This window comes from Ensifer sp. MJa1 (genome assembly GCF_037026475.1).
Lineage (GTDB): Bacteria > Pseudomonadota > Alphaproteobacteria > Rhizobiales > Rhizobiaceae > Ensifer.
Map to the genome: position 1 here is coordinate 124312 of NZ_JAKUMO010000011.1, position 19399 is coordinate 143710.

General features: G+C 63.2%; 16 protein-coding genes. 9 read left to right on the forward strand and 7 right to left on the reverse strand.

The window, feature by feature from the left end; translation table 11 throughout:
* The first annotated feature begins 283 nt into the window (after positions 1-283).
* A complete protein-coding gene (locus MKZ91_RS16710) occupies positions 284-1804 on the forward strand; it encodes a methyl-accepting chemotaxis protein (protein WP_336172177.1) in 1521 nt (506 codons plus the stop codon).
* Between the two features lie 200 nt (positions 1805-2004).
* Positions 2005-2193, forward strand: coding sequence for a hypothetical protein (locus MKZ91_RS16715; RefSeq protein WP_336172178.1), 189 nt, complete (start codon positions 2005-2007; stop codon positions 2191-2193).
* Positions 2194-2325: 132 nt separating this feature from the next.
* Here MKZ91_RS16715 and MKZ91_RS16720 read toward each other — a convergent pair whose 3' ends face one another.
* Entirely contained in the window at positions 2326-3615 is a 1290-nt protein-coding gene (locus MKZ91_RS16720; protein ID WP_336172179.1) for an NAD(P)/FAD-dependent oxidoreductase, read from the reverse strand.
* A 393-nt stretch (positions 3616-4008) separates the two neighbouring features.
* A complete protein-coding gene (locus MKZ91_RS16725) occupies positions 4009-5436 on the reverse strand; it encodes a L,D-transpeptidase family protein (protein WP_336172181.1) in 1428 nt (475 codons plus the stop codon).
* A 164-nt stretch (positions 5437-5600) separates the two neighbouring features.
* Between MKZ91_RS16725 and MKZ91_RS16730 the strand changes: the two genes are divergently transcribed.
* The 3 genes from MKZ91_RS16730 to MKZ91_RS16740 all read left to right on the forward strand — a co-directional run bounded on the left by MKZ91_RS16730 (position 5601) and on the right by MKZ91_RS16740 (position 7279).
* On the forward strand, positions 5601-6446 hold the full coding sequence (locus MKZ91_RS16730) for a DUF4432 family protein (protein ID WP_336172182.1): 846 nt from the start codon (positions 5601-5603) through the stop codon (positions 6444-6446).
* Positions 6447-6523: 77 nt separating this feature from the next.
* Positions 6524-6862, forward strand: coding sequence for a TIGR01244 family sulfur transferase (locus MKZ91_RS16735; RefSeq protein WP_336172184.1), 339 nt, complete (start codon positions 6524-6526; stop codon positions 6860-6862).
* A gap of 63 nt (positions 6863-6925) precedes the next feature.
* Positions 6926-7279 (forward strand): cupin domain-containing protein, encoded by a 354-nt coding sequence (locus tag MKZ91_RS16740; protein ID WP_336172185.1) that lies wholly within the window; start codon positions 6926-6928, stop codon positions 7277-7279.
* Positions 7280-7374: 95 nt separating this feature from the next.
* On the opposite strand, the gene MKZ91_RS16745 is transcribed toward MKZ91_RS16740, so the two are convergent.
* The 3 genes from MKZ91_RS16745 to MKZ91_RS16755 are packed head-to-tail and all read right to left on the reverse strand — an operon-like array spanning position 7375 to position 10966.
* Complete coding sequence (locus MKZ91_RS16745) at positions 7375-9021, reverse strand: thiamine pyrophosphate-binding protein (protein WP_336172186.1); 1647 nt, start codon at positions 9019-9021, stop codon at positions 7375-7377.
* A 43-nt stretch (positions 9022-9064) separates the two neighbouring features.
* On the reverse strand, positions 9065-10018 hold the full coding sequence (locus tag MKZ91_RS16750) for a DMT family transporter (protein WP_336172187.1): 954 nt from the start codon (positions 10016-10018) through the stop codon (positions 9065-9067).
* Positions 10019-10030: 12 nt separating this feature from the next.
* Positions 10031-10966 carry an alpha/beta hydrolase gene (locus tag MKZ91_RS16755; protein ID WP_336172189.1) on the reverse strand — a complete coding sequence of 312 codons (936 nt, stop codon included), beginning with the start codon at positions 10964-10966 and terminating at the stop codon, positions 10031-10033.
* Between the two features lie 187 nt (positions 10967-11153).
* Between MKZ91_RS16755 and MKZ91_RS16760 the strand changes: the two genes are divergently transcribed.
* The 4 genes from MKZ91_RS16760 to metF all read left to right on the forward strand — a co-directional run bounded on the left by MKZ91_RS16760 (position 11154) and on the right by metF (position 16245).
* Positions 11154-11936, forward strand: a complete 783-nt coding sequence (locus tag MKZ91_RS16760; RefSeq protein ID WP_336172191.1) for a ribonuclease T2 family protein — start codon at positions 11154-11156, stop codon at positions 11934-11936.
* 196 nt (positions 11937-12132) lie between these two features.
* A complete protein-coding gene (gene ettA, locus MKZ91_RS16765; RefSeq protein WP_336172192.1) occupies positions 12133-13782 on the forward strand; it encodes an energy-dependent translational throttle protein EttA in 1650 nt (549 codons plus the stop codon).
* 490 nt (positions 13783-14272) lie between these two features.
* Positions 14273-15292, forward strand: coding sequence for an ArsR/SmtB family transcription factor (locus MKZ91_RS16770; protein ID WP_336172193.1), 1020 nt, complete (start codon positions 14273-14275; stop codon positions 15290-15292).
* A gap of 2 nt (positions 15293-15294) precedes the next feature.
* Positions 15295-16245 (forward strand): methylenetetrahydrofolate reductase [NAD(P)H], encoded by a 951-nt coding sequence (gene metF / locus MKZ91_RS16775; protein ID WP_336172195.1) that lies wholly within the window; start codon positions 15295-15297, stop codon positions 16243-16245.
* 535 nt (positions 16246-16780) lie between these two features.
* On the opposite strand, the gene MKZ91_RS16780 is transcribed toward metF, so the two are convergent.
* Positions 16781-17719, reverse strand: a complete 939-nt coding sequence (locus tag MKZ91_RS16780; RefSeq protein WP_336172197.1) for a DMT family transporter — start codon at positions 17717-17719, stop codon at positions 16781-16783.
* A 342-nt stretch (positions 17720-18061) separates the two neighbouring features.
* Positions 18062-19291 (reverse strand): lytic murein transglycosylase, encoded by a 1230-nt coding sequence (locus MKZ91_RS16785; protein ID WP_336172247.1) that lies wholly within the window; start codon positions 19289-19291, stop codon positions 18062-18064.
* Positions 19292-19399 lie beyond the last annotated feature (108 nt).

Below are 19399 nucleotides of genomic sequence, written 5' to 3' on the forward strand. Positions count from 1 at the left end.
AAATAGCTGTCGCCTGTAAGGCTTCCTTTACCACGACCCCCTAACAGTGACCCCGGATACAGTTTGCCTGCAGCGAAGGTCGCAGCCGGGCAGCCGGCCGCCATGATTGCGGCCATGATCGCCGCGATTGTCTTTGCAGCCGATCCTGTTTCCATGCTCCACGACAGCGCCGCGCGTCTTTTCAGGCGGCAATCGGTCGCTGTATCACTTTGAACTGCAACATGTTTTGTCCTCAGAGCACACGGGGTCCGACATGCAGCAGAGCATGCAGGGAAGTTCGCGCATGAAAACGGAACACACCGCCGCCGGCACGCAAGACGTTGCCGGTCGTCTGAATTTCATGGCGCTCGATGACGCCGCCAGAACGAGCCTGAAGGCGCTGAAGCCGATCCTCGAGAAGGAGTTGAAGCCGGCACTCGACAAGTTCTACGGCAAGGTGAAGACGACGCCGGAGACCAAGCGCTTCTTCTCTTCCGACGCGCATATCGACCGCGCCAAGGGCGCGCAGGTCGGCCATTGGGCGAACATCGCCGACGCCAACTTCAATGAAGACTACAGCGCCAAGGTGCGCACCATCGGCCAGGTCCACGCCCGTATCGGGCTTGAGCCGCGCTGGTACATCGGCGGCTATGCGCTGATCGCCGAGCACCTGATCACCGAAATCGTCAAAGCCCATTGGCGCAAGGCCGGGTTGTTCTCGCGCCAGGGTACCTCGGCCGATGATCTGGCCGCGATGCTATCGAGCCTGATCAAGGGCGTCTTCCTCGACATGGACCTGTCGATCTCCGTCTACATGGATGCCTCCGACGTCACCAAGCAGCGCGCTGTGCAGGAAGAGGTGCTGGCAGCCGAGCGGGCGCTGATCAGCAAGACCTTCGGCGCTGCCTTGAAGAAGATAGCCGACGGCGACCTGACCGCGCGCATCGGCGCCGATCTGCCCGTCGCCTATCAGGAGCTCGGCGAGAACTTCAACCACGCGATCGGCGAGCTTTCGCGCGCCATCGGCGGCATCGAGGCCGGAGCCAGCCAGATCCACACCAGCGCCAAGGAGATTGCCGCTGCGGCCGATGATCTCGCCCGGCGCACGGAGCGGCAGGCGGCCAACCTCGAAGAGACGGCGGCGGCGGTCGAGCAGGTGACGCGCACGGTCAAGCAAACGGCCGAAGGCGCCAATCAGGCGAACTCGACGGTCATTGCGGCGCGTGCGAACGCTGAGCAGAGCGGCGAGATCGTCAGTCACGCGATCGAGGTGATGCAGGAGATCCAGACGTCGTCGGCAAGCATTGCCCGCATCGTCGACGTGATCGACGAGATCGCCTTCCAGACCAATCTTCTGGCGCTCAACGCCGGCATCGAGGCAGCACGCGCCGGCGAGGCGGGCAGGGGCTTTGCCGTTGTTGCCTCCGAAGTGCGAGCGCTCGCCCAGCGCTGCGCCGAGGCGGCCAAGGACATTCAGGACCTGATCGCCAAGTCGCGCGGCCAGGTGGACGATGGCGTGAACTCGGTCAACCAGGTGGCCCAGTCGCTGCAGCAGATCGTCGCCCAGGTCGTCGAAGTGAGCTCCGTCTTCGGCGCCATCCGCGCCAGCACCGCCGAACAGGCAACCGGCCTGCAGGAGGTCAACACCGCGATCACCCAGATGGACCAGATCACCCAGCAGAATGCCGCGATGGTCGAGCAGGCCAATGCCGCCAGCCAGGCGCTGACGGGCGAAGCCGAGACGATCGCGATGCGGCTCAGGGCGTTCCGGACTTCAGGGCAGGTGCAGGTGAGTGCCGGTTCGGGCTACCGCGTGGCGGCGTAAGATCGCGCCAGAGTTTAAGAGATGACGCCTCGGGTCAGATAAATCCGGGGCGTTTTGCTTTGTTGGTCAAGCGCGCCGCAATGACTCTGCCTTGACATGGACAATGGGGATAACGCGGAAAGGCAGTCTACGTGACATGTATCGATGTGACGTTTGCCACCTGAAGGTAATACTTTGTGGACATCGATATGGAGCGGAACGTGGCAAAGTTGACCAAGGAAGACGTATCCGAGCGCCTTGAGGCTGCGCTCGCAATACTCGGCGACGAGATCTGCGAGGATGGGCAGTCCAATCAAAAGATCAACTGGGCAAGGAGCTTGCTAAGGCGGGCAATCCAAGATCCAGTGGTGCAGGTCAATAAGGTTGCCAACGATATCGTGGTCAGATGAAGCCGTTCTCATCCGGCGTCGCGCTGCGGGGAGCAGTCCCCGAATGGCCGCGACTGCTCCTACCGGGTGACAGAGAAAATCGCAATAAAGTTCGGGGATCGGTGTGACCGATCCAACGCCTTCAGGAAACAGTCAAAACCGCCGGTCGATGAAGTGCTTGGCCTGTGCCCCTGCATGGTAGAATGCGGACTTCACGCTGCGCCAGGTGTCCGGGGTAACCGGCGTTTCGGTAAGCGGAATGGCCGAGGTCTCGCCGGTGACGTGGTTGGCGAGAGCGCGGCCGAAGACGGTGCCCGGCGCGATGCCGCGGCCGTTGTAGCCGCTGACGGAGACGACGTCAGGGGCGAGCGTGTGCATCACCGGCAGGTTGTTGGTGGTCATGCCGATGCGGCCGTCCCACCAGTATTCGAAGCGGAAATCACTGACGAAGGGGAAGAGCTTGCGTACGGAGCGGGCGGCAAAGGCACGGTGCGTACCTTCGGCGATCGCGTCGAGCCGGCCGATCGAGCCGAAGATCAGCCGGTTCTGCTGGTCCATGCGGAACGAGGTCATGACGAGGCCGGTGTCCCAGGTGCCCTGGCGCTCCGGCAGGATGCGGCTTGCAATCGCGTCCGGCAGCGGATTGGTGGCGAACTGGAAGTAGGGCAGGATCGTCAGTTCCTGCGTGTGGGCCTGCCACGGGCTCTCGGCAAACAGGCCGCCATAGGCATTGGTGGCGAGGATCACCTTCCTGGCGCGGACGACGTTGTTGCCGGCCTTCAAGACCCAGGTGTCGCCCTGGCGTTCGGCGCCGGTCAGTGGTGTATCGGTATAGATTTCAGCGCCAGCGGCAAGTGCTGCGCGTGCCAGTCCGCGGGCATAGGCGAGCGGCTGGATGGTACCGGCGCGACGGTCAAGCAGCGCACCGGAAAAACCTTCGGCGCCGGTCAGCGCGTGTGCGCGCTCTGCCGAAAGCGCCTCGACCGGCGCACCGCGCTTCTGCCACTGTGCTTCACGATCCCTAATTTCGGCGACACCTTCGCTGCCGACAGCCATGTGCAGCGTGCCGTTGCGCACGGCTTCGCAGGCTATCCCGTGTTTGTCGACGAGTGCATAGACCTGCGACGGGCCTTCACCGAGTTCGGTGAGCAGGCGATTGCCGGCGACGGCACCGAGGGTCGAAATCAGGTCGTCGGGCTTTACCCACATGCCGGCGTTGACGAGGCCGACATTGCGGCCCGAGCCGCCAAAGCCGATCATCCTGGCTTCGATGACCGTTGCTTTCACGCCTTTTTCGGCGAGGTGAAGGGCCGCCGAGAGGCCGGTGAAACCGCCACCGATGATCGCGACATCAGTCGTCAGGTCGCGATCAAGCGGCCTTGTTTCGGGTGCGGCCGGTGCTGTCGCATGCCAGAGGTTGGGCAGGGTGCGCTCCGTCGCCATCGCGGCAAATCCTTCAAGTGTGGCCGGACGTCGGCCATTGTCATCGAGATATCCGGTGATAGCCGATTGGCCGGAAAATTCTCATGACAATGTTTCATGAAGTCATGATGCAAGCCGCAGGCAGGGGAGCCGAGGAGGTGGGCGCGCGCCCTTGAAAAAGAACCGCAGCTGGGTCGTCGGCAGCTGCGGTCTTGTAAAGTCATAGATCTGAAAAGTCTTTGCCGGCGGTCGTCGGGCCGGCGTAAGATTTATTAAAGATGCCTGTCGTGGATGGTCAATCAGGCACCCTCATCATCTATGCCCTTTGGCCAAAGTCACTCACCCAATTGGGGGAGGCGGCGCAAAAAAAGTGAACTCCGGTCGCCAGTTGGCGGAACCGGCGCCCAAATTTGCTCAATCGACGAATTCGACCGTCACGCCGGGGCTTACCATCTTGGCGAGCTCGGTCGCATCCCAGTTGGTGAGGCGCACGCAGCCGTGGCTCTGGGTCTTGCCGATCTTGGACGGATCCGGCGTCCCGTGAATACCATAGGTGGGCTTGGAAAGCGCAATCCAGACCGTGCCGACCGGACCGTTCGGACCCGGCTGCAGGGTGAGGATCTTGTCGTTGTTGCCCTGCTTGAAGTTGATCTTCGGATTGTAGGTATAGCCCGGATTAAGCGCGATGCGCTCGACATTGACGGTGCCTGAGGGCGACGGCGTGTCGGAGGAGCCGATGGTTGCCGGAAAGGCGGCGATCAGCTTGCCGGCATCGTCATAGGCAAGCACCTGCTTGCGTGCCTTGTCGGCGAGGATGCGTGCCACCTTGCCGGTCTTGTTGGCGCCGGGGTTGATCACCTTGATGATGGTGCCGGGAATGGTGAAGTCGACGCCCGGGTTCAGCTCGCGCAGATAGGCCTCGTCCATATGGAACTTCTCGCCGAGCATTTCGGTCGTCGAGGTAAAGGACATATGCGGCAGCATCGCCTTGTGGGCGTAATCGTCGGGGATCGAGGCGACATAGGGGCCAGCCGCATCGGCGGCCGTGATCGTATAGCTGGTGATCGGCATGCCGCCACTCATGCGCAGCCGCTCGAGAATGTCTTCGGTATTGTTGGGGTCGAGCGTCTCGCCTGTCGATTGTTGCCAGGCTTCGATCGCCTTGGTGACGTTCGAGCCCATCTTGCCGTCGATGACGCCGGGCGAGAAACCTTCGCGGTCGAGGAAGACCTGCAGCGCGGTGATTTCGGCGCGCGACTTGCTTTTCACCGACATGGCCGGCGGCATGGACTGGCGCATGGGGTCGCTGTCGCGCGGATCGATCGCCGCCTCTTCGGTGCCGTCGATCAGGCCCGGCAGGCTGTTGGGCAGCTCGTTGCCTTCCGTCGACGGCGGCACGACGTCGCGGTAATCAGGCACGGAGCCGGTAACGTCGCCGGGCTCGGAATAGCCGTAACCACGCTCGGTTTCCCGGTAGCGCCGGTTGGAATAGATGTCGACATCGCCCTGGCGGCGATAGCCGCCCTGGCCACCCTGGCGGCCGCGATTGGGCACCACGGTTGCGACCACATTGCCCCAGTTGTCGATCAGCAGCGTGCGACCGCGGCTGTCGCGCATGGTCTGCACTTCATCTGAACCTGGCATATAGTCGAGGATCTCGCCGTCAGGCGTCACCAGCATGACATCGTCGCCGTAGCGGTCGTAGCCTCGGTAATCCTGAGCGGATGCCGCCGTCAGATCCACGGCAAGAAAGCCGGCTGCGGCGAGGAGCGAGAGGCCAATGCGGGTCGCTGACGTCACGAGAGAACCTGTTTTCATAATAATGGATGTGGGGCGGTACATTTGGATTTCGACGTTAATGTGAAAAAAATGAATTCATCATGAACAAGCGGTTAAATTCCATCTAAGCGCAGCAGGAACGGGCTTCAACCGATGAATTGCGTCTTTCCTCAGCTATCATCTCTTTGTGATTGCAGTGATTCTCGACCTTTTTGAGGAGCGGCTGGATGTTGAAGACGCTTGAGAAGCCCGAGCACGGCGGAGAGAATCACGTGCTGTTCGACCGCCTTTCGGCGCTCGACATTGCCGCCTACGTCGTCGACGGCGTCGACCTGTCGCCGGGTGCCGCCATTCCCTCCGACGGCGATGTCAGGATCGACCGGGCGCTTGCCGGCTTTCTCTTTACCTGCGGGCCGGAGCATATCCGCCATCCGGAACCAATCGAGGGTGGCCCGGAGGGGGCGCGCTATCCGTTGCATGGGTCTTTTGCCGGAACCGCCGTCAGCCACACCGAGATGGCAAGCGGCGGCAGCGAATGCACGGCGACGATCGAGGTTACGCTTGCCGACGGCGGGCAGGCGCGGGTCGAGCGAAAATGGCGGATCGATGCCGAACGGAAGGAAGTCGTGCTTGAAGATCGGGTCGTCAACGCCGGCGCTTCCGCCTTTCCGCCAATGATGATGTATCACGTCAATATCGCCGGCCGGCTGCTTGGGCCGGACACCCGTATCGTCAGCGCTTCGATCGACGGTGGGGAGAGCGGCTGGCGTTTCGGCGATGGAGAGAGCGCGCACTTCTGCCTTCCGGCGGCGGTTGGCCCTGATGGCTGGTCGGATGTTTCGCTGGCTGCGCTCGCCGGTCTTTACGGGCGCGGCCTCAAGGTGCGCTTCCGTGCCGACACGCTGCCCTTCCTGCAGATGTGGCGCTGCCAGCGCGGCGAGGCGGATGTGATAAGCATCGAGCCCGTGTCGCACCGGATCGCCAAGCGGCCGGTGCTTCAGGCGGCCGGTGAACTGGTGCCGCTTCAGCCGGGCGAGGCGAAGAGCTACGCGATCGCCTTTGGGGTCGCCTGAGGCGCGGCTTTTGAATTGACGGGAGATGAGGCTGCGCCTACATCAGGGGCCACCACATTTCCTTGAGGAAGACGACCATGGACATCCGCCAGATCAACGACGAATACTCGGTCTCCGGCCAGATCAGCGTCGAGGATCTCGACCAGATCAAGGCACTCGGTTTCAAGTCCATCGTCTGCCACCGCCCGGATTTCGAGGCGCCGGACCAGCCGACCTTCGATTCCATTGCCGCGCGCGCCGAGGAACTGGGCATCGAGACCAAGCATATTCCCGTCGGCCCGATGGGTGTCACCGCCGACGCGGTCACGAGCATGGTCGACGCGCTCGACGAGTTCCAGCGGCCGATGCTCGGCTATTGCCGCTCCGGCGCCCGCTCGACGGCGGTTTACCAGCAGACCCAGCATATTCGCGGCTAAGCCAGCCCCGTTCCTGAAAAAAAGCGCTCGGCCACATTCGTTCCACCAACGCGCAGGATCGGCATGGCCGAGGCGCATCTCATCACACGTGAGCAATGGGCGGATGAGCCCGACGGCTGGAAGGGCGAGTTCGAGGGTGGCGCCTTGGGCGCTGGCCTGTCGGTGATCTTCGTTTCCACCGACGAGATCGGCTATGGCCCGAAGCTGCACCGCCATCCCTATCCCGAGACCTTCATCGTGCGCGTCGGCCGCGCCCGCTTCACCGTCGGCGATCGCACCATCGATGCCGAAGCCGGCCAGATGGTCGTGGCGCCGGCCAATGTGCCGCACAAGTTCGAGAACCTCGGGCCGGGGCGGCTGGAGACGACCGACCTGCACGAGGCGGGTGCGTTTTCGACGGAGTGGCTGGAAGAGTAGGGCGACCGCGGCACTTCACAGCGGTCGTTGACGATTAGCGGCGGCAGAGGCTTTTCCCGCGCCGCCGTGATTGAACTCTTGCGAAAAAACCCGGCTCAGCCCGCCCTGATCTCGCTCAAGGTGCGCGTCGGCGTGATCGCCTCCGGGTCGAGCTTGATCTCGATGATCGCCGGCTTGCCGCTGGCGCGGGCCCTGAGGAACGCCTCGGCGAACTCTTCCGTCCGCTCCACCGTCTCGCCGTGGCCGCCATAGGCGCGGGCAAGGGCGGCGAAATCCGGATTGGTCAGATCGGTGGCGCTGACGCGTCCGGGATATTCGCGCTCCTGGTGCATGCGGATCGTGCCGTAGATGCCGTTGTTGACGACAACGGTGATGATCGGAAGGCGGTAGCGCACGGCGGTTGCAAATTCCTGGCCGTGCATCAGGAAACAGCCATCGCCGGCAAAGCAGATGACTTCGCGATCCGGGTGCAACTGCTTGGCGGCAACGGCCGCCGGCAGGCCATAGCCCATGGAGCCGGAGGCGGGGGCGGCTTGCGTCGCAAAGCGGCGGAAGCGGTGGAAGCGATGCACCCAGGTGGCGTAGTTTCCGGCGCCGTTGGTGAAGATCGTATCCTCCGGCACGTTCGCCTCGATCCAGTTCATGATCGGGCCCATCTTTACGGCTCCCGGCCCGGTCTCGGGCGGCGTCGACCATTTGAGATAGGCGGCGTGCATGGATTCGGTTCGCGCCGCCCAGGCCGGTTCTCCCTGGGGTGGCAGGCTCTCAAGCGCGGCGACGAAATCGCGCGGGCTCGCGGCAATCGCGAGGTCCGGCCGGTAGACGCGCCCGAGCTCGGATGTGTCGGGGTGCACATGCACCAGCGTCTGGCGGGGATAGGGGCTGTCCATCAGCGTGTAGCCGGAGGAGGGCATTTCGGAGAAGCGGCCACCGAGAAGCAGCACGAGATCGGCCTCCTTGATCTCCTTTGCCAGAGCGGGATTGATGCCGATGCCGACATCGCCGGCGTAATTCGGGTGCAGATGGTCAAACAGCATCTGGCGGCGGAAGGAGCAGCCGACCGGCAGCTTCCAGCGCTCGGCGAAGCGCTGGAACTCCGCGACACTGTCAGCCGTCCAGCGGGTGCCGCCGAGAATGGCGATTGGTCTCTTGGCGTTTTCGAGCATCTCGCCGAACTGCCTGACCTGCGCCGGGCCCGGATGCCCCTCGACCGGCTGGTAGGGCCTGGCGGCGGGCGCCTCCGTTTTGCGGGTCAGCATGTCCTCGGGCAGCGTCAGCACCACCGGGCCGGGACGACCGGATGTGGCGACGGCAAAGGCGCGGGTGACGAACTCCGGGATGCGGGCCGGATCGTCGATCTCTCCCACCCATTTGGCGACTTCGGTAAAGGCGCGACGGTACTCGATCTCCTGGAAGGCCTCGCGCTCGCGCGCCTCGCTCTGTACCTGGCCGATGAAGAGGATCATCGGGATCGAATCCTGCCGGGCGACATGGAGGCCAGCGGAAGCGTTGGTCGCACCGGGGCCGCGCGTCACCATGCAGATGCCGGGCTCGCCGGTGAGCCGCCCCCAGGCGTCCGCCATCATCGCCGCACCCCCCTCCTGGCGGCAGACGAGCACGTCGATGTCGGTATCGTAGAGCGCATCGAGCACCGCGAGATAGCTTTCGCCCGGAACGCAGGCAATGCGCTTCACGCCATTGGCGACGAGCGCATCGACGATGAGCTGACCTCCAGTTTTCATGTTCTTCCTCCCGTTGGTCTTTCTTTTGTTCTTGGGTCGCCCGTCAGATCGCGGGCGACACCGGAGCGACGCTCGTGTCCTTGTCGAGGCGGCGTTCGCGCCAGATGATGTAGAGGCCGGAGCCGATGATGATGGCGATGCCGAGCCATTTCAGCGCGTCAGGCAGATCGCCGAAGACCAGCCAGCCGAAGATCGTCGCCGAGACGATTTCGAGATACTGCAGCGGCGCCAGCACCGAAGCCGGTGCTGCGCGATAGGCATAAACCCCGAGCACGCCGGAGATTGTGGCGGTGACGCCGACGCCGAGCAGGTAATACCAGGCGACGCCTTGCGGCCAGACCGGATCAAAGACGCTGGAGCCGGTGCCTTCGCCGAAATAGAGAAGTACAAGGCAGAAGAGGCCGCCCCAGATGCCGGCATGGAATTGCATCGACCAGGGATCCTCGTTCTGGGCGACCATGCGGGTGACGAGCAGGAAGACGGCCAGCGTAAAGGCGGAAACGACAGGCAAGAGTGCAATCCAGCCGACCTCTTGCATGCTTGGCTGGATGACGAGCAGCGCGCCGAAGAAGCCGACACCGCAGGCGGTATAACGCCGCCAGCCGATGGTCTCCTTGAGAAAGATGCTGCCGAGGATCGTCAGGATGATCGGCTCGACGAAGAAGATCGCGATCGCGTCGGCAACCTCCATCACCTTCAGCGTGGTGATGAAGGAGAGCATGGTGGCAACAAGCAGGCCGCCGCGCAGCGCATGCAGTGCGGTCTTTCGCCAGGTGAGATCGAAAAGGCTGCCACGCAGCAGAACAACCGGCAGGATGAAGACGACCTGGAGCAGGAAGCGGACAGCGGTAATTTCCGCCGAGGGCACGGTGACGATCGCGAGCTTTGCGAAGATGTCGATCAGCGGCGATATCAGCACCGCCATCACCATCAGCATCAGGCCGTAGGAGACGCGGTTGTGATCAGCGGCGATCTTGGGTAACGGCATGTCGGCCATAAGGAATTCCGGTCAGCGCTTCTTTGCAATGGCGGCCAGGCACCAGGCGGCGAAATCCGCGGTTGCCTGTTCTCGGCCAATCTCGTTGAGGGTCTCGTGGCGCATGCCTTCGTAAACGGTGACGGTGACGTCGCTCATGCCTGCAGCCTTCATCTTCGCGCCGAGCCAGCGGGCGGCGTTGCCCATCTCCGTCGACGGATCGGCGCTGCCGCCGACGAGATGGACCGGCAGGTCCTTCCTCAGCCGCGCCAGCCGGTCCGGCCGGGGGCCGGCGAAGGACAGACGGAAGAGATCGAGCCAGAGCGAGACGGTCGCGTCGAAGCCGCAAAGCGGATCGGCAGCATATTTCGCCACTTCGGCATCGTCGCGCGACAGCCAGTCGAGATCGGTCTTGCGGTCCTTGATCGCGCCGCCCCACATGCCGAAGGTGAGCTTGGTGAGCAGTGGGCTTGGCACATCCGAGCCCTTCAGTGCCTTTTCGATCTTCAGGATCACCTGTCCGCCGCGGCCGGCAAGCCCCGGACGGAAATTGGAGTTCCAGACAGCAAGCGCGTCATAGAGGGAAGGGTCGGCCTCGGCGGCGTTGAGCGCGATCAGCCCGCCCATGGAATGGCCGAAAAGAATGACCGGCAGACCCGGGTGATTGGCGGTGGCGATCGTCCGTATTGCCCTGATGTCGGCAAAGACCTTGTCGAGGCCGTCCCTGCTCGAAAACATGCCGAGCGGCGCATCGGGTGCGCGCGTTTCGCCATGGCCGCGATGGTCGTGGGCGTAGACGTGAAAACCGTGCGCGGCCATCGCCTCGGCAAAACGCCCATAACGACCCGAATGCTCGGCAAGGCCGTGGCTGATGAGGAGGATGCCGCGGGCGTCCGCAGTCGCCGGAAAGTGTCGCCAGCTCAAGGCGGCGCCGGTCGGGCTCTGATGCGTCTTCACCTGCCCGAACATGTTTTCTCCCGGCAACAATCGACAGCTCACTTGGCGATTTCAAATCGATTTGTGTGGCAAAGGCAATCGCCGCTTGTTGATCGTTGCGCATGAGGTCACAAGCGATTTGGCGTCGCCGTAATTAGCAGTTGCAATTTTCCCGTTTTGAGCGATATTTGTTCCTGTTTTGTTTTCGCGGGAGGCCATCATGGCTCGTTTTGGTAATGCGGTATCAGGTTCGATGGCAGGAATTCTGACGGCACTGGCGCTGTTGCTGGCGCCACCCGCCTTTGCTGCCAGCGAGGAAGCATCCAACCAAGCAACGTCGCAAGGAGCGACCAGCCGCACGGAATATGTGCTGGCGGTCAGCTGGCTGCCCGGCTTCTGCGAGACGCGACCTGAGCGCAAGGAATGTGCGAACCAGACGGCGGAGCGTTTTGACGCCACCAATCTGTCGCTGCACGGGCTCTGGCCGCTGCGCAAGAGCTATTGCGGCGTAAACGCCGAGGTGCGCGCCCAGGATCGCAAGGGCAGCTGGCTGGAACTGCCGAAGCTTGCGATGGCCGACGACACGGCGGCGCGCCTGCTCATCGCCATGCCCGGTGTGCAATCCGGACTCGACCGACACCAGTGGCTGATGAGCGGCACCTGCCAGAGCGGCTCGGTCGATGACTATTTCGCTGCGCAGCTGCGCTTGCTGGAAGAGCTCAATCGCTCGGCGGTCGGCGCACTCTTTCGCCAGCGCATCGGTTCCGAGCTGGATGAGAAGGCGATCAAGCAGGCCTTCGACCAGAGCTTTGGCGCCGGTGCGGGCGACCGGGTGCGCATGCGCTGCCAGACCGTGCAGGGGCGCAGCGTCATCACCGGGCTGACGATTGGCTTGACGGGTGACGTCCTGAAGGCATCGAGCCTCGGACCGCTGATCCAGGCGGCGGGGCCGACGGAGTTCAAATGCGCCAAGGGCATCGCCGATAGCGCCGGCCGCGGCTAGGGCATTCGTCAGCTCGGATATGTGAGGGGCGTCAGGGCGAAGGCGTCTCGATGCGTTCGTCAGATGGAGGGCGGGCGTGCCGACAGGGATGTTCGTTTTGGGATAGGCCGGGGGGCGGCGCCTTTGATCATTGCCCCCTCCCTATAATTCGCCTACATAGCGGGCAAATTTCCTTATCCCTGCGGAGCATTCCCTCATGGCACGTCAGTTCATCTATCATATGGCCGGGCTTAATAAGTCCTACGGCGCGAAAAAGGTCCTCGAGAACGTTCATCTGTCGTTCTACCCGGACGCCAAGATCGGTATCCTCGGCCCGAACGGCGCCGGTAAGTCGACGGTCCTGCGCATCATGGCCGGCCTCGACAAGGAATTCACCGGCGAGGCCTGGGTGGCTGAAGGCGCGACCGTCGGTTACCTGCCGCAGGAGCCGCAGCTCGACCCGACGAAGACGGTGCTTGAAAACGCCATGGAAGGCGTTGCCAAGAAGAAGGCGATCGTCGACCGCTACAACGAGCTGATGATGAACTATTCCGACGAGACGGCGGAAGAGGGCGCCAAGCTCCAGGACATCATCGACAGCCAGAACCTCTGGGATCTCGAAAGCCAGGTGGAAATGGCCATGGAAGCGCTGCGCTGCCCGCCGGGCGACGCGGAAGTGACCAACCTTTCGGGCGGTGAAAAGCGCCGTGTCGCGCTCTGCAAGCTGCTTTTGTCGCAGCCCGACCTGCTGCTTCTCGACGAACCGACCAACCACCTCGACGCCGAAACGATCGCCTGGCTCGAAAAGCACCTGCGCGAATACCCAGGCGCCGTGCTGATGATCACCCACGACCGTTACTTCCTCGACAATGTCACCGGCTGGATCCTCGAGCTCGACCGCGGCCGCAGCATTCCTTACGAAGGCAACTATTCGGCCTACCTCGTCGCCAAGGCCAAGCGCATGCAGCAGGAAGGCCGCGAAGAGGCCTCCCGCCAGAAGGCGATCGCCCGCGAACAGGAATGGATTGCATCGAGCCCCAAGGCTCGACAGGCCAAGTCCAAGGCGCGTATCCGCTCCTATGACGAACTGGTCAACGCGGCGGAAGCCCAGCGTCCGGGCGACGCGCAGATCATCATCCCGGTCGGCGAGCGTCTCGGCCAGGTGGTCATCGAGATGGAAGGCGTGACCAAGGGTTATGGCGATCGTCTGCTCATCGATGGTCTGTCGCTGAAGCTGCCGCCCGGCGGCATCGTCGGCATCATCGGCCCGAACGGCGCCGGTAAGACGACGCTCTTCCGCATGATCACCGGCCAGGAACAGCCCGACAGCGGTTCGATCCGCATCGGCGACACCGTGCACCTCGGTTATGTCGACCAGAGCCGCGATGCGCTCGACGGCAACAAGACCGTCTGGGAAGAAATCTCCGGCGGCGCCGAAGTCATCAAGCTCGGCAAGCACGAGATGAACTCGCGCGCCTATTGCTCGACCTTCAACTTCAAGGGTGGCGACCAGCAGCAGAAGGTCGGCAACCTTTCGGGCGGTCAGCGCAACCGCGTTCACCTCGCCAAGATGCTGAAGTCCGGCGGCAACGTCCTGCTTCTCGACGAACCGACCAACGACCTCGACACCGAGACGCTGGGAGCGCTTGAAGTCGCGCTCGAAAACTTCGCCGGTTGCGCCGTTATCATCAGCCACGACCGCATGTTCCTCGACCGCCTGGCAACGCACATCCTCGCCTTCGAAGGCGACAGCCAGGTCGAATGGTTCGAAGGCAACTTCGAAGACTACGAGAAGGACAAGATCCGTCGCCTCGGCCCGGATTCGGTCAACCCGAAGCGCGTCACCTACAAGCGCCTGACGCGCTGATGGCGTCTGCGTCGCCGCAAGCCGGCGATGCCTGACCGTGTTGCGCGTGCTTGCGGGAGCAGGCAAGCGCGATCAATGTTTTCGAACGGGCGAGGCGCCGGCTTCGCCCGTTTTGCTTTGCTCGGGTGTGTTCTGGCCGCCTCCATGTGCAGCCGGCTGTGTCGCAAAGGCGTTCCTTGCTGCCAGACATTTTGGCAGCTCCCGGGACTGGCTTAGGGCCACGCGTCATGCCAGGCTCATCGGCTGCGCGGGGGGCAAGGGAGCCGGGCACGTCGCTTTCGTCGCGATCTCTGGTCGAGGCTGCGACTCTTGGGACGAGCGCTGGGACGCCTGGCTTCCGGACGCTGGTTGGACGCGGCGTCCGCGCGCGGGACGCACCGAACGCCGATCCTGTTTCCGAAGCGGCATTGTTTGGCCATTTCGCGCAAATCCGCTTGCACCAAGCCCGCAAATCACATAAACATATCTTTATGTGTTGATGGGGATTGCGATGGCAGGTCAGCGGGAACTGGGTCTGGATGCGCTGGTGGACGTGCTGAAGGCGGCGGGAGAGCCGACCCGCATGCGTCTCATCGCGCTGCTTGCCGCCGGTGACCTCACCGTCACCGATCTTACCGAAATTCTCGGACAGTCGCAGCCGCGTATTTCGCGGCACTTGAAGCTGCTGGCAGAAGTCGAGCTGATCGACCGTTACCAGGAGGGCGCCTGGGCCTATTTTCGCCTGCGCCAGGATGGCGCCCGCGTCGGGCTCGTCCGCTCGATGCTTCAGACGGCGTCCGCTGACGACGCGGTGCTTTCGCGCGACGCGGCGAGGCTGACGACGCTGAAGAAGACGCGGGCCGAAAAGGCGCAGGCCTATTTCAGCCGCAACGCCGCCGGCTGGGACGAGCTTCGCCGTCTGCATGTCAGCGAGCGCGACGTCGAGGCGAAGCTGCGCGAAATGGTCGGCGACGAGCCGGTCGAAAGCCTGCTGGACCTCGGAACGGGGACGGGACGCATCCTGCAGCTGTTCGAGGGGCTCTATCGCCGCGGTATCGGCATCGACGCCAGCCGCGACATGCTGGCGGTCGCACGCTCCAATCTCGATCGCGCCGGCATCACCAAGGCGTCGATCCGCCACGGCGACATCTTCAACCTGCCACTCGATGGCCAGGCCTTCGATCTCGTTACCATCCATCAGGTGCTGCATTTCCTCGAGGAGCCGGAAGCGGCGATCGCCGAGGCCGCCCGCATGCTGACGCCCGGCGGGCGCCTGGTCATCATCGATTTTGCGCCGCACGGGCTGGAGCACCTGCGCGACGAGCATGCGCATGCGCGTCTCGGCTTCTCGCATCAGGCCATGGGCGACTGGCTGGCGAAGGCCGGGCTTGCGCTCGAGAAAACCACCGATCTGTCGCCGGAAGGGGCGGACGATGGAAAACTGACGGTGACAATCTGGCTGGCGCGCGATCGGCGGGCCGTGAATGAGAATGAAACGCCACGGCCGCGTATCCAGGCAGGGGGACTTTGAGAATGACGGCACAGACGCTTTATCCGGCCGAGCGCGGCAACCTGAGGCTCTCCTTCGAATACTTCCCTCCGAAAAACGACGACATGGAAGTGCAGCTCTTCCAGACGGCGGAAGATCTCTCCGTCTTCGCTCCGGCCTTCGTGACCGTCACCTATGGCGCTGGCGGTTCGACCAAGACGCGTTCGCTGACGACGGTTCGCCGGATGATCGAGGAGAAGGGCTTTGCCAACACGGCAGCACACCTGACCTGCGTCGGCGCGCCGAAGGCGGAAGTCGACGCTGTCATCGACGAGTACTTGAACTGCGGCGTCCGGCATTTCGTGGCCCTGCGCGGCGACCCGCAAGGGGGCATCGGCAGCGTCTACCAGCCGCATCCGGGCGGCTATGAGAGCAGTGCCGACCTGGTGCGGGCCATTCGCGCGCGAGGCGACGATATCGAGATCTCTGTTTCCTCCTATCCGGAGAAGCATCCGGAAAGCCCCGATGTGGCTGCCGACATCGATATGCTCAAGCGCAAGGTCGATGCCGGCGCAAACCGGGCGCTGACCCAGTTCTTCTTCGACAACAACGATTTCGAGCGTTACCTGGAGCAAGTACGCCGCGCCGGCATCAACATTCCGATCGTGCCGGGCATCCTGCCGATCAACAATCTGGCGCAGGTACAGAAGTTCGCCGGGCTCTGTGGCGCCAGCGTGCCGGAGGCGATCGTCACCCGGCTCGTGCACCTCGAAGACCAGCCGGTCGAGCGCATCAAGGAGGCGACCCATATTGCAGCCGAGCAGATCGTCGATCTCGCCCGGCGTGGCGTGCGCGATTTCCATGTCTACACGATGAACCGCTCGCCGCTGGTGACGGCGGTGTGCGACCTCGTCGGCTTCGAACGGGTGGCGGTCGATGCAGACGTTACCGTGATCGAAACGCCCCTGAAGGTGGCGGCCGGCGCCGCCGCCTGAGTGGCGGCAACGGCGCGGGGCTGGCACGGCCCGAGCGCACAAAGACCCCTAAAAATGCGAAAGCGCATGAAGGCCGACCTTCATGCGCTTTCTCGTTTGTCGCAGCGTTTAGACCCTGTGCTCTCTTGGCGGTCTAGTTTGGCTGGTGCTGCAAAATGGATTCCCGGAAATTTAAGTCCCTATTCGGTTTGGACTCTCAGCGGCTCACTTCAGATGAAAAGCATCATGGCCACGAATACGAACGCTGCACTGATCATGAGGACATTCAGCGAATGTGTAAGGCCCATGGAAGACCCTCCCTGCGTTAACGCGTTAAAACATAGGGCGAAATCACGATGTGTTAAAGGGAAACTTGTGCTGCACTGCGATAATTGGATGCCCGCGATGGCTTATTCACAGGGATAACCATCTGAAAAATATCATGTTTGCAATCTGCCACATTTTTTTCACAATCGCTTCAGCAGGGTTAATATAAACGTCTGTAACCAAGTGTGAGCGCGCCAGAAGGGGACGGACTGGGCTTCCGATTCCCGCGTCAGGCGACGCGTCGCCGGCGGAGAATGCGACCGTCGAGCACCGCAAGTCCAAGCGCAATCAGCACCATGCCGGCGAAATCGGCGGCTTGTAGCGTTTCCCCGAGGAAGAGATAGCCGAGCAGGATTGCGCTTGGCGGCACCAGCAGGGTGACGAGCGAGGCGTTGGTGGCGCCGGCCTCGCGCATGATGCGGAAAAAGAGGATATAGGCATAGGCGGTTGAGACGAGCGCCAGGCCAAGGATCGACAGGATCACTTGCAACGGCGGCATCGGCAGCAGCCAGGGCGTATCGCTGAGTGCCGCTACCGGCAGCGCGATCAGCGTCGATGCCGTCAATTGTCCTGCGGCCGTCACCGGTGGCGCGAGATTGCGGAACCGCTTGCCGTAGGTTGCGGCAAAGCCGTAACTGACGGCGGCGAGCACAGGCAGAAGGAGCGCCCAGAGGGGCACGCTGCTCGACGTGCCAAAGAGACCGCCGATCGCACTCGGCCCGATCAGGACGACAGTGCCGGCAAGCCCAAGCAGACAACCGGCAAGCTTGGCTGAGCTCAGCTTCTCGTCTTCCGTCGCCATGTTGGCGATGATCACGGTCCAGACCGGCGTCGTGGCGTTGAGAATCGCCGCGAGCCCGGCACCGATATGGGTTTGCCCAAGGAAGATGAAAGCGTGCGGGATGGCGTTGTTGATCAGTCCCATCAGAGCGAATTCCCGCCAGCGGCCGGAAAGGGCCTCATACATGCCGAAGCGGCCGCGGATGTAGATATGCAGCGCCAGCGCCGCAAGCCCCAAGCGCAGGAACACCAGCGTGAAGGGCGGCACATGGGCGACGGCGACCCGGGCAAAGAAGAACGATCCGCCCCAGATCAGGCCGAGCAGGGCGAGCAATGTCCAGGTTCTGACGCTCATCTGATGGCTGTCGGTCGCGCTAATCGCATTCATAGTGTTGCCTGCCTCTGCTTTCGTCTTCCGGTTCGCAAGCTGCGCGCGGCCAGCTGGCCGGCGCAACCGCCGCACCCGCCAGCAGCCAAGCCGGACTGTGGGGGACGACAAGCCATAGCTGGGCGCGCCGTGAATGCCCACCCGGTTCTTGCGGCGCCGGGCGGTTTCAGATCTTCGGTCGGGCAACGCTGCTCCGGCGCTGGCCGTTCTGCCGCTTGCCGATCCGTATGCATTTTGGGCGCGACCCGCAGGGCACAAAAAAGCCCCCGGAAATCGGCTGCGATTTCCGGGGGGCGTGAGCGTTGAAGGCAGGTGCCTTCCAAGCCGTCAACGGTGCGTGGCTCAGAGCGCGTTCAGGAGTTCCAGCGTTGCCCAGCCGTCGGCCGGGCGGCCAAGACGCATTTGCTCCTTCTGCAGCGCAGCGCGGGTGCCCGAACCGAGGATACCATCGATCTTGCCGACGTCATGGCCGAGCGTCTGCAGCTTGGTCTGCAGCGCCTTCATGCCGACATCGTCGAGACCCGGCTCCGGATTGCCGCCCTCATAGGTCGGAGCGCCGCCGAGGCGGGTCGCGAAGTAGGCGGCAGACGTCGTGTAGATGAACGACTGGTTCCATTCGAGATAGACGTTGAAGTTCGGATAGGTGAGGAAGGCCGCGCCCTTGCGGCCCTGCGGCAGGACCAGCGAGGCTTCGAGATTGCCGCTGGCCGTGTTGCCGTCGCGCGGCTTGACGCCGAGCGCGAACCAGTCGGATGCCTTCATGCCCAGCTGCAGGCCGGTCTTTTCCCAGGGGAGATTGTCGGGAACGCTCACTTCCTGGATCCACGGCTGGCCCGCCTTGAAGCCGAGGCTCTGGATGAACTTCGCCGCGGTCAGGATCGCGTCGGGTGCACTCTTCTTCAGGTTGACGTGGCCGTCACCGTCACCATCGACGCCCTGTGCGATGATGTCTTCCGGCAGCATCTGCACCTGGCCGATTTCGCCAGCCCAGGCGCCGGTCGTCGTTGCCGGGTCGAGATCGCCGTGCTGCACCATCTCGATCGCTGCGATCAACTGCGGGCGGAACATTTCCGGGCGGCGGCAGTCGTGCGACAGGGTGACCAGCGCATTGCGGGTGTTGAAATCGCCCTGGACGGCGCCGAAGTCGGTTTCCATCGCCCAGAAGGCGGTGATGACCGGAGCCGGCACACCGAATTCCTTTTCGGCCCGGGCGAAGACATCGGCATATTCCTTCATCTTCTGCTGGCCGATATCGAGGCGCGACTTGCTGACGGTGCGCTTGGAAAACTCGGTGAAGGTCTGCTTGAAGACGCCCTGGGCGCGGTCGCGGCTCAAGACCTTCTGGTCGATCGCAGCACCGGCAAGCGCACGGTCGACGACATCGGCCGGAACGCCCTTGGCGACCGCTTCGGCCTTTACGCCTTCAAGGAAGGCGCCAAGGTCGCCGCCGCATGCAACCGCCGGTGCAGCAGCACCAGTGCCGGTCCCGGTCGCCGTCTGGGCGAAGGCGGTGGAGGCGGTCAGTGCAAGGAGGGCGACCGAGGCAAGCGCGTGCCGGGCGTTGAGGATCATCATAATTCCTTTCTGTGGCCGTGCGGTGCGATGAACCCCACGGGCAGCCAAATTGCTGGATGCGAAAATCTTTCTTTGCTCTTTCAGAGCATTATGACCGAAAGAAGA